The organism is Mycolicibacterium sp. ND9-15 (assembly GCF_035918395.1).
Taxonomy (GTDB): domain Bacteria; phylum Actinomycetota; class Actinomycetes; order Mycobacteriales; family Mycobacteriaceae; genus Mycobacterium.
The window spans coordinates 3,329,908-3,342,988 of sequence record NZ_CP142362.1 but is presented as its reverse complement, the minus strand read 5'-3'; the positions used below and the strand labels follow the sequence as shown (position 1 = coordinate 3,342,988).

Genomic DNA, 13,081 nt, shown 5'->3' with positions numbered 1-13,081 from the left:
CCAGGTGCTGATGGTCGAGGGTGTGGGTATGGGCGCGTTGTAGTTGATTGAGAAGATCGGCGGTGGTGGTGGCCGGCCGGATATTGGCCCTCACCGGAACCGTATTGATGAACAGACCCACCATCGATTCCGCGCCGGGCACCTCGGCGGGCCTACCCGAGACCGCGGTACCGAAGGCGACGTCTTGCCGACCGGTCAGCCACATCAGCAGCTGCGCCCAGGCGGCCTGCAGCACGATGTTGACCGTAGTGTGCTGCGAGCGCGCCAATTCGCTGACAGCCCGGGTGATTTCGGCGGATAACCGAGACGTTTCAACGCCCCGCGTTCCGAGCTGACTTGGCGGGCCGACCAATGTCGGGCCGTCGAAACCGGCCAGCACCTCGCGCCAGGCCGTGTGGGCGGCAGCATGGTCTCGATCGGCCAGCCACGTGACAAACCTGCGATACGAGGCGGCCGCCGGGAGCCGCTGCCCTTCATAGCTGGCGAAGATCTCGCTCAGCAGGATCGGCAGCGACCAGCCATCCATCACGATGTGGTGGAAGGTCAGCACGCATCGGTGACGTTCTGGCGCGGTGCGGATCAAAGCCGCGCGAAACGCCGGCGAGTCGGTGAGGTCGCAGACCGCGGCGCGTTCGGCAGCGCACAGCTGCTGGATTTGCTCCTCGGAGTCCGAATCATCAATTCGCCAGGGTATTTCGGGATCGGCCGGGATGATCTGCACAGGTTGGTCGAACTGCTCGCAGAAGCGGGCCCCCAGTTGGGGGTGGCGGGTCACCACGGTTCGCAGCGCGTCACGCATCCGATGCGGGTCGAGCGGACCGGTGATGGTGAAATCCAGCTGCATGACGTAAACGTCGTCAACGTTGCCGCGCGTGGTGTCGGCGTGAAAGAGCAGCCCATGCTGAATCGGTGTCAGCGGCAAGATGTCGGCGATGCGGTACTGCCGGCACAGCTCATCGATCTGCTGTTGACTGAGCTGGGCCGGGGTGATGTCCGACGGCGTTAACCCACCGCCGCCGTGTTGGACGTGGGCGCAGATGCCGGCCAGCGCGTCAAACCACAACCGGCTGAGCCGGCTGACCTGCGCGTGCTCCAGCGCCGAGGGTGCCCAGGTCCAGGTCGCGTTCAGCTGCGGGCCGGTGCCGGTGTCGACGGTGGCGGCGTTGAGTTCTACGGTGTGTGCCAGCGGCATAGGGACCGCCGAAGCGGCGGCGATGGCCGCCACCCCGTCGCGGCTCATCCGCCACACATCATCGGATGCCTCGGCCGCCGCGCCGCCCAGTCGTCCCAGATAGTTGAATCCGATCACGGGCTCGGGCCCGGATAACTCGACATCGGTGTTGAGGTAGCGCAGCAGCCCATAGGTCAGGCCGTCGGGCAAGTTGCGGAGTTGCTCTTTGGCGTCCTTGACAACCGCGCCGAGGGCGACATCACCGGCCACCACTTGAGTCCAGCGAAGCCCACCGACGTTCAGCGACACCGGATATTTGGTAGTGAACCAACCCACCGTGCGGGACAGGTCGATATTCGGGACGAGTTCGTCGCTGCGGCCGTGACCCTCCACATCTATGGCGACCGGCTCACCGCCGTTTCCGAAAAATTCAACCCACGCCAATCCGAACGTGATCAAGAGGATCTCATGTATCCCCGCGTGGAAGGCCGCGGGCACATCGGCCAGCAGCAGTCGGGTCCTCTCGGCATCCAGTGACAGCGAAAGGCGTCCGGCGTTGGCATAGGTGTCGACCGCGGGTTGCACCGTCGGCAACGCGGACGGGGTCGCCAACACTTGTCGCCAGTTGTCGGCGCTGTCCATTACTGGAGACGTGTGGGCGTACTCAGTCAGTATTGACGCCCACCGCTGGAACGTTGTGCCGCCCGCAGGCAACTCGACTTGATGCCCGGTGCGGTGTTGAGTCCAGGCAATGTTGAGATCCTCCAACAGAATTCGCCACGACACCGCGTCGACGGCCAGATGGTGAACGATCAACGCCAGCCGGCCGGTGGAGGCCACCCACAGCGCGCTGAGCATCACCCCTGCGGCCGGATTCAAGCATGACCGGGCCTCAAGCAGCGCCTCTTCGGATAACGCGTCAACGGTGCGCAGACAGCTTTGCGCGTCAACCGAGCCGGGCTCTGGAACAGTCAATGACCAGCCGACGGCTCCGTCGTCGACAACGCGCAGCCGCAGCATGGGGTGCCGATCCAACAGGGCCTGCAAGACAACTGCGACATCAGCCGCGGTGGCGTCGGAAGGTGCCTGTACCACCATCGTCTGGTTGAACTCATCAACCGGGCCGTCAATGCTGTGCAGCCAGCCCATGATCGGGGTGGCGAGGACCGGCCCGACGCCCTCTTCGACAGTGCTGACCCCGCCGCTGGTCACTTCGGCCACCCGGGCCAGTCGGGCCACAGTCTGCTCGACGAAAATGTCACGCGGCCGACACAGCAACCCGGCCGCTCGGGCACGAGCCACCACCTGCATCGACAAGATGCTGTCCCCGCCGAGGTCGAAGAACGAGTCATCGACCCCGACCCGCTCCAGGTTGAGGACCTGCGTGTAGATACCGGCCAAGATCTCTTCGACCGCGTCGGTCGGGGCGCGGTACTGATCGGTGTTCTGGTATTCGGGCACGGGCAGAGCCCGGGTGTCGAGTTTGTTGTTGGGCGTTAGCGGCAGCGCGTCGAGCAGCATCACCGCGGCAGGCACCATGTAGGCCGGCAGCCGATCAGCCAGTTCGCCGCGCAGTCGGGCCGGCTCTGCGTTACCGGTGACATAGCCGACGAGCCGCTTACCGGCCGGGCGGTCCTCGCGGGCGATCACGACCGCCTGCTCGACCCCGTCGAGCCCGGCCAGTGCCGCCTGAATCTCGCCGAGCTCGATGCGGTAGCCGCGAATCTTGACCTGCTCGTCGGCGCGCCCCAGATAGTCCAGCTGCCCATCGGCTGCCCACCGCACCAGATCTCCGGTGCGATACATGCGTGTCCCTGGCGCCCCGGGTCCCCCGAACGGACACGCCACAAACCGCGATGAGGTCAACCCGGCCCGCCCTATGTACCCGTACGCGACTCCGGCACCTGCCACATACAGCTCGCCCACCACGCCGGCGGGCACTGGGCGCAGCCATTCGTCGAGGACGAACAATGCCGCCCTCGACACCGGCGAGCCGATCGGGACACCCAACCCCGGTGTCAGCGGCGCACTGATCGCCACACACATGGTGGTCTCGGTGGGGCCGTAGGCATTGACCATCACCCGCCCGGGCGCCCACCGGTCGACCACCTCGGGTGGGCAGGCCTCACCGACCACCACCAAGGCCGCCGATTCCAAACCTTCGGTCCGCAAAACCCTTGCAGCAGAAGGAGTTTGAGTGATAACGCTAACCTTTTCGGCGGCCAGCAAGGCGTGGAAGTCATTGGGCGAACCCACCACGGACTCGGGCACCACCACCACGCGCCCACCACGCAGCAGGGCGCCGAAAATCTCCCAGACGGAGACGTCGAAGGCCAACGTGTGGCACTGCGGCCATACCCCCGGGTGCGGCAGGTTGGCATCGAGCGAATCCAACAACTGGGTGACATTGTGATGGGAGACGGCTACCCCCTTGGGCACGCCGGTGGTGCCCGAGGTGTAGATGATGTACGCAACGTCGTCGGGGGCAGGCGCCGACAATGCGGCGCCGACTTGGGAGCTGACGGCGGGGTCGTCGACATCTATGACCGGCAGGTCATACCCGCGTAGCCGTGAGCGCAGACTCAAGGTTGTGATCGCAGCGATCGGACCGGCGTCGGTGATCATGAACTCGATGCGGGCGTCGGGGTGGGCGGGATCGATGGGCAGATAGGCCGCCCCGGTTTTGAGCACCGCCAGGATCGCAACGACCGCCTCGGCTGATCGCTCCAGCAGCAGCGCCACACACCGGCCAGGACGTGCGCCTTGCCCAGACAACAGGTGCGCCATCCGGTTGGCGGCGTCGTCGAGGTCCCGATACGTCCACGAATGCGCACCGCACGTGATAGCCACCGACTCGGGGGAACACGCCACATGTTCGGCGAACAATTCCGGAATTGACAGGGGCCTCGGCGCGGGCCGGGTCAGCACGTCGCGGTTGCCGATCTCATCGAGGTAGGCGTACTCACCAGCATCGAGCACATCTATCGACGAAACCCGCTGTGCCGGGTCGGCGGTCATGGCCACCAATACCCGCTCGAACCGCTCGATCAAGGCCTCGATGCTTTCGGCATCGAAAACGTCGGTGCGGTATTCCACCGTCCCGACGATCCCGGCGAGGTCACCGCTCTCGGTCCAGTGCTCGGAAAGAGAAAACACTAGATCCATACGGGCGGTGTGGGTGTCCACCGGCATCGGAGTGACCTGCAGATCACCCAAGGCGGGCGTCGCGGGGTCGTTGTTCTGCCAGGCCAAGGCGACTTGGACAACCGGATGATGGCTCATGCTTCGCGTAGGTTTGAGCAGATCGACCAGCACCTCGAAGGGCACCTCGTGGTGCTCGTAGGCGGCCAGGCAACGCCGTCGCACCTGAGCCAGTAATTCGGCAACACTGAGATCGTCCGCCAGGTCAAGCCGCAACACCAACGTGTTCACGAAGAATCCGACGAGGTCGTCGAGCACGGGTTCGCCGCGCCCGGCGATCGGGAAGCCCACTGCAACATCAGAACTGGCGCTTAGCCGAGACAGCAGGATGGCGAGGGCGGTCTGGACGACCATGAAGCTGGTCGCGTCGTGTTGAGAGGCCACCTCCCGCACGCGCTGCTGCACCGCGGCGGGCCAGGCCACCGCCACATTGTCACCCCGGTGGTCAGCGACCAGCGGATAGGGCCGATCGGTTGGCAGTTCCAGCCGTTCGGGCATTCCGGCCAGCACATCCTCCCAGTAAGCCAACTGGGCGGCGATCGGGCTGTCGCTGTCGTCGAGCTCACCAAACTGCACACGCTGCCACAACGCGTAATCCGTGTATTGCACCGGCAGCGGCGTCCATTGCGGGTTTCGCCCGTGCTGCCGAGCTTGATACGCCTCACCCAGATCAGCCACCAGTGGGCTGATCGACCACCCGTCGGCGGCGATATGGTGCACCACGCCCACTAGCACGTATTCGTCGTCAGCTATCCGGAAAAGCTTTGCACGCAAAGGGATCTCGGCCGCCAGGTCAAACGGCTGCCGCGCGGTTTCCTCAATGGCCTCGCTCAGCTGGTCCGCAGGCCATCCGGTGACATCGACGACCTGCCAACCAAAATCAGCGCGCTCGACGGGGATAACCAGTTGTTGAGGTATCCCCTCAGGTGCCGCAAACAGTGTCCGCAGGCTCTCATGGCGGTCCACCACATCACCGAACGCCGCGCCCAAGGCCTCGGTATCCAGGCGCCCACGCAGCCGCAACACGGTCGTCATGTTGTACACCGCTGATGGCCCCTGTAACTGGTCGAGGAACCACAGCCGACTCTGGGCGAACGACAACGGAACGACCGACGGCCGCTCGACAGCAACCAGCGGCTTGCGCCGACTCCTATCACCACTTATGCGGGGCGACAGTTCGGCGATCGTGGGCGCGTCGAACAATGTACGCACTGAGAGGTCCGCGTCCAGACCGGTGTTGATGGCCGCGACTGCCCGCATAGCTGAGATGCTGTCGCCGCCGAGATCGAAGAACGAGTCGTCGACTCCGACCCGCTCGAGGCCGAATATTCGGGCGTAAATGCCTGCCAAAATCTCCTCGACGGCGCCGACCGGGGCGCGATACCGATCGACATCTTGATACTCGGGTGGCGGCAGCGCCTGCTTGTCGAGTTTACCGTTCACCGTCACCGGCAGCTCCGCGAGCACCACGACCGCGGTCGGCACCATATACGCCGGCAACCGTTCGGCCAGCGCGTTGCGCGCATCGACCGGATCGACGGTGCCGGTGACGTAACCGACCAACTGCTTAGCGCCGGGACGGTCCTGGCGCGCGATCACCACCGCCTGATCGATGCCCTCCAGCCCGGCCAGTGCCGCGCGTACCTCACCGAGTTCGATGCGATACCCACGGATCTTGACCTGCTCGTCGACTCGGCCGAGATACTGCAGCTGTCCGTCAGCACTCCACCGCACCAGATCCCCGGTGCGATACATACGCCTGCCGGTGCCGTCGAACGGACACGCCACAAACCGCGACGCGGTCAGCCCGGATCGGCGCACGTACCCGACGCCCACCCCACGGCCGGCCACATACAACTCACCGACCACGCCCGCCGGCACCACCCGCAGCCAGCCGTCGAGCACAAACAGTGCCGCCCCGGGCACCGGCACACCGATCGGCACCACCCCGGACCCCGCTACGAGCGGCGCACTGATCGTCGTGTACACCGTGGTTTCCGTCGGGCCGTAAGCATTGAGCATCACCCGCCCGGGCGCCCACCGATCGACTACCTCGCTCGGGCAGGCCTCACCGGCCACCACCAACGCCGCCGAGTCCAACGCCTCAGCCGGTAGCACCCCCGCCGCCGAGGGGGTTTGACTCAACACGCTGACTCGTTCATCAACCAGTAGGGCATGGAAGTCCTCCGGCGAGCGCGCCACCTCCTCGGGCACCACCACCAGCCGCTGCCCGCCGAGCAGTGCACCGAAGATCTCCCACACCGAAACATCGAAGGAGTACGAATGCCACTGGGACCACGCCCCGGGCTCCGGCAGACCTGGGTCCAGCGACTTCAAAAGCTGAGTCACGTTGTGGTGGGTGACCGCAACCCCTTTGGGCACCCCAGTGGTGCCCGAGGTGTAGATGATGTGGGCGATATCGTCGGGGTTCGGCGTAGCCAACGAGGTACTGGGTTGGCCGTTGATCCTAGGGTCCTCGACATCGACGACCGTCACATCAAACCCGTCCAACAGCGATCGCAGGCCCGCGGTGGTCATAACGACCGTCGGCGCGGCATCGGCAAGCATGAACCCGATCCGTGCCGCCGGCAGCGCCGGGTCGATCGGCACATAAGCTGCCCCGGTTTTGAGCACCGCCAGAATCGCAGCGACCGCCTCGGCGGAACGGTTGGACAGCAGGGCCACACACTGTCCCCTGCCCACACCATGCGCGGCCAAGAGATGCGCCAACCGGTTAGCCGCCTCGTCGAGCTCGTGGTACGTCCACGAACGCCCCCCGCATGTGATCGCGACTGCCTCCGGAGCCCGCGCCACCTGAGCGGCGAACGCCACCGGAATCGACACCGGAGTGGGTGCCGGCCGGGTTAGCACCGCGCGATTGCCCCAACCGTCGAGCCGGGCGTGCTCATCTGGATCCAGCACGTCCATCGACGACAACCGCTGGGACGGGTCGGCGGTCATGGCCGCCAACACGCGCTCGAACCGCTCGATCAGCGCTTCGATACCTGCCACGTCGAACACATCGGTGTCGAATTCGACGCGAAGGTCCAACTCATGGCCCGGCACGGCCACCACCGCAATCGGATAGTGGTTGCATTCACGAGCGTTGATTTCGGTGATGGTCAGCCCGTCGAGGCCGGACAACGCGGTGGTGTCGACCGGGTAGTTCTCGTAGACGAACAAGGTGTCGAACAGTTGGTCAAGACTCGTCACGTGGTGGATCTCGGTGAGTGCCAGGTGTTGGTGGTCGAGGGTGTGGTTGTGGAGGTTTTGCAGCTGGGTGAGCAACTCGGCGACGGTGGTGGCCGCGGTGCTGCGCGCACGCACCGGAACCGTGTTGATCAACAGCCCCACCATCGAGTCCGCACCCACGATGTCGGCGGGCCGCCCCGAGACGACCGCACCGAAGGCGACATCGTGGCGACCGGTCAACCACATCAGCAGCTGCGCCCACGCGCCCTGCAGCACGGTGCTGACCGTGGTGTGCTGCAAACGCGCCAACTCGCTGAGCGCCCCAGTGATCTGCTCAGAGACCCGAAACGCTGCCATCCCGCGCGGCCCCAGACTCAACCGATCCGGCGCCGCCACCAACGTAGGGGTGTCAAAGCCGGCGAGCACCTCACCCCAAACCGCTTGAGCCGCATCACAATCCCGATCGGCCAGCCAGCCCACAAACCTGCGATAAGGCACCGCCGCAGGCAGCCGATGCCCGTGATAGGCGGCGAAAATCTCCTGCAGCAGAATCGACTTCGACCAGCCGTCCATCACGATGTGGTGATTGGTCAGCACAAACCGGTGCCGATCTTCAGCGGTGCGGATCAACACCGCCCGAAACGCCGGCTGCTCGGCCAGATCACACACCGCGGCGCGTTCGCCGGCACACAGCCGCGCGATCTGCTCATCGACATCGCGCTCGCCGTCCAGTTCGACATAGCGCCACGCCGGCGCCGCATCGGCGGGAATGACCTGCACCGGCTCATCGAACTGGGCCCAAAAACGGGCCACCAGGTTGGGATGCCGGCCGACCACGGTGTGCACCGCATCGCGCAACCGGCGCTCATCGAGGCGCCCGGCCACACTGATATCCAACTGCACCGCATACATATCGTCACCAGATCCCTGCGCGGCGCTGGCATGAAACAACAGCCCCTGCTGCAACGGGGTCAACGGCAACACATCAGCAACCCGATACAGCCGCTCCAGCTCATCGATACGCGGCTGACTCAGCCGGGCAGGGGCAACATCTGACGGGGTCAACCCGCCCCCACCACGGCGCACCAACGCGCAGATACCGGCCAGAGCCTCAAACCACAACCGACTGAGCCGACTGACCTGCCCATGATCAACAACCGAAGGCGCCCACATCCAATTCGCATGCAGATGCGGACCGCCCTCACTGTCCACAGTGCCGGCATTGAGCTCCACGCTATGGCCCAGCGGCATGGGCACCGCATTGGTGGCCGCGGTGACCGCCAATGCATCCGGGCTGATCTGCCACAGATCATCAGAAAGCTCAGCGCCCGCCGCACCCAAACGCCCCAAATAGTTGAATCCGATCGGCAGATCGACCGCGTCCAGGTCAACCTCGGGATTGAAATAGCGCAACACCCCATACGTCAGGCCATCCGGCAGCGCGCGGAGTTGCTCTTTAGCCTCTTTGATCACCGCCCCCAGCGCCGCCTCACCGGCCAGCACCTGTGCCCAGTCCAGCCCACCGACGGCCAACGCCACCGGATACTTGGTCGTGAACCACCCCACCGTGCGCGACAAGTCCACATCGGGAGCCAGTTCCTCGTGGCGCCCGTGACCCTCCACATCAATCCCGACCGGCGCCCCCCCAGCACCCGAGAACTCCGCCCACGCCAAGGCGAACGCGATCAACAAAATGTCGTGCACCCCGGCATGAAACGCCGCCGGCACCTCACCCAACAACATCCAGGTGCTCTCGGCATCCAACTGCACCGACAAATGCCCGGCAGCGGCAAACGTATCCACCGCAGGTTGCACCGGTGGCACCACCGGCGGGGTCGCCGCCACCTGCCGCCACACCCCGGCCTGAGCCACCACCTCTGGACGCTGCGCATACTCAGCCAACAACGCCGCCCACCGAGCAAACGACGTCCCCGCCCTCGACAACACCACCGGCTGCCCACCGCGATGCTGAACCCAAGCCATATTGAGGTCATCCAGCAACACCCGCCACGACACCCCGTCCACGGCCAGATGATGAATGATCAACGCCAACTGACCAGTCGAAGCCACCCACAGCGCACTCAGCATCACCCCGGCCGCCGGATCCAACCGCGACCGCGCCGCCACCAACGCGATATCGGTCAGCGCGTCCACCGACTGCACACACTCACGCGCCAACACCGAACCGACCTCGGGGACGGTCAACGACCAATCCCCCGCACCGTCAACATCGACACGCAACCGCAACATCGCGTGCCGATCCAACAGCGCCTGCAACAAAACCACCACATCGGCCTCGGTCACCCCAACAGGAGCCCGCACCACCACCGACTGATTGAACTCATCAACCGGGCCATCCACAGCGTGTAGCCAGCGCATGATCGGGGTCTCGATCACCGGCCCGACACCCTCATCGACCGGCTCAACCGTGTCCTCGACGACACTGGCTACCCGGGCCAGCCGAGCCACGGTGTGCTCGACGAAGATGTCGCGGGGGCGACACAGCACGCCGGCTGCCCGGGCGCGGGCCACCACCTGCATCGACAAGATGCTGTCGCCGCCCAGTTCGAAGAAGGAGTTGTCGACCCCGACCCGCTCCAGCCCCAGCACCTGGGCATAAATGTCCGCCAGGGTCTTCTCGACTTCGCTGGCCGGGGCGCGATACCGATCAACATCCTGGTATTCGGGTGCGGGTAGCGCGCGGGTGTCGAGTTTGCCGTTGACCGTCAACGGCAGTGCGTCGAGTGCGACTATCGCTGCGGGCACCATGTAGCTCGGCAACCGCTCGGCCAACATCGACCGCAGCGTCACCGGGTCGACGGTCCCGGTCACATACCCCACCAGCCGCTTGTCGCCGGGACGGTCCTCACGGGCGATCACCGCCGCCTGCTGCACCCCATCGCAGGCGGCCAACACCGACCGCACCTCACCGAGCTCGATGCGATACCCGCGGATCTTGACCTGCTCATCGCCCCGACCCAGATACTGCAGCTGCCCATCAGCACCCCAGCACACCAAATCCCCGGTGCGATACATCCTTTGTCCTGGTGCCCCCGCACCACCGAACGGACACGCCACAAACCGCGACGCACTCAACCCCGACCGGCGCAGATACCCAACCCCCACCCCGGCGCCGGCCACATACAACTCCCCGACCACCCCGATAGGCACCGCACGCAACCAGTTGTCCAGAACAAACAACGCAGCTCCCGGCACCGGCGACCCGATCGGCGGCGTTCCCGAACCCGCCGTCAGCGGCGCACTTATCGCGACATCCACCGTGGTTTCGGTCGGGCCGTACGCGTTGATCATCATCCGCCCCGGCGCCCACCGATCTACCAGCTCGGCCCCGCAGGCTTCACCGCCCACCACCAATGCCACCGATCCCAAACGCTCAGGTGATAACACTCCCGCCGCGGACGGGGTCTGAGTGAGGACATTGACCTGTTCCCTGACCAGCAATGCGTGGAAGTCATCCGGTGAGCCGACCACCGACTCGGGCACCACCACCAGCCGACCACCGTGAAACAGCGCACCCCAGATCTCCCGGACCGAGGCGTCAAAGGCGTAGGAGTGCCACTGCGTCGACACCTTGACCGGTCCCGGCGCTGTCAAACCCGCATCCAATGATTCGAGCAACTGGGTGACGTTGTGGTGGGAAACCGCGACCCCCTTCGGGATACCGGTCGTGCCCGAGGTGTAGATGATGTGGGCAATGTCATCGGGGGCCGGTGGCGGCAACGCGGTGCTGGGTTGCCTGTCAACGGCGGGGTCGTCGACATCGATAACCGGCAGATCATGGCCTTCTAGCCGGTCAGCCAGATCAACAGAGGTGATCGCCGCCGACGCCGCGGTGTCGGCGAGCATGAACTCGATCCGTGCGCGTGGATGCGCGGGATCAATCGGTAGATACGCCGCCCCGGTTTTGAGCACAGCCAGTATCGCGATGACGGCCTGAGCGGAACGCTCAAACATCAGCGCCACCACCTCGCCACGGCCCACACCCCGGCCAGCCAGGAGATGCGCCAACCGGTTCGCGGCCTCCTCGAGTTCGCGGTAGGTCCACGAGCGCTCCCCGAAGCTCATCGCCACCGCCTGCGGGGTACGCTGCACTTGCGCAGCCCACATCACCGGAATCGAAACCGGCGCGGTCGTCGGCGCGGCCAGCGCGGCGTAGTTACCCCACCCCTCTAGCCGGGCATATTCACCGTCATCAAGCACATCCATCGACGACAACCGCCGCGTGGGATCGGCTGTCATCGCCACCAATACCCGCTCCAGCCGCTCTACCAATGCGCGGGCATCACAATTCGAGAATAATCGCCCAGGACCGGCCGTGTTGAGAAAAAGCTGATCACCGGCCCTGATAAACCACAGCTCAAGTTGATCCTCGAAACCAGAATGGGTCACGGTTCCCGATCCGATGGCACCAGCGAAATCTGCCAAACGGGTCGTCGGAATAAAGTTCAGAAGTACCCGCTTCGGCGCCTCGCCGGAACTGCGGCGTCGTGCGTTGCTTCCAATAACGTGCACCGGGAACCGCTGATGCCGTAGCGCTTCTCGCATTCGCGTGTCGACATGCTCACAAAAACTGGCAACCGCAGACCCCGGCGAAGGTCTCAACACCAGTGGCACCACCCCTGAAACCATTCCAGGCACCGTCTGCGCCTCCGGACAAGTACGCCTGCCTACCGGAAAATCGAGGACCACCTCCGAACTTTCGACGTCGCAACCACTGACGAGCAGCGCGCATGCCGCTGTGATCACCGACGCTCGACGTACCCCTAACGCCTGCGACAACCGAGTGACCTCGGCAACGACGGAAGGGTCCAGCTGAACCAGCGCAGAAGGCTCGCCCGGAACACGCTCACCTGGGGCGTGCGGCGACCGATAGCGCGGCTGGGTCTCCGACGGAAGGTTCCTCGCCCAATAGGCCTGATCATCGAGGTAATCGGTGGACGCCTCGTATTCTGACTCGCAATCAAGCAGGTCACTAAGCGAGCCAAAGAAAGCCGACGGAACCGGCGCATCCGAAGCAATTGCAGAATAGACTACCGCGATTCGATGACAAATGAGAGCGATACCGATTCCGTCTATTACAATATGATGACAGCACACGAGAAAATAGAATTCATCCGCCTCTGTCTGGAACAACGCAAATTTGAACAGCGGGCCACTAAGCGGCATTGGTTCACGTTGGATCGATGATGCTAGCCGATAAACCTCCCGCGCAGAATCCTGCGAGCCCATGAGGTCGTAGCGAGCCAGCTCGACCTCCGGGTAATCAATTACCTTTTGGAAAACCTCACCATCCACTTCGAAAAAGGCAGCTCTTAGCGGTTCGGCCTCGCGCACGACTTGACGGATCGCCCGCTCAAGCAGATCAGGCTCGATCGTGCCCTCGATCCGCCCAAGCATGCCCAGCTGCCACTTTGCGCCGAAGCGACCCGTTTCCTCCGCCAACCAAATGTCCAGCTGTCCCCGAGTCAAGGGAAAGATCCGGTCAGCATGCGCCAT

Annotated in this window: 1 protein-coding gene (cut by a window edge); it reads right to left on the bottom strand. The window is 64.7% G+C overall.

Translation table 11 applies throughout. The features are described 5' to 3' along the window. A protein-coding gene (locus QGN32_RS15955; protein ID WP_326545309.1) for a non-ribosomal peptide synthase/polyketide synthase crosses the window boundary here: on the bottom strand, positions 1-13,081 show its 5' end (the start). The gene continues 19,187 nt to the left of window position 1, outside the view; the window shows 13,081 of its 32,268 coding nt (coding positions 1-13,081); it begins with the start codon at positions 13,079-13,081; its stop codon lies off the left edge, out of view.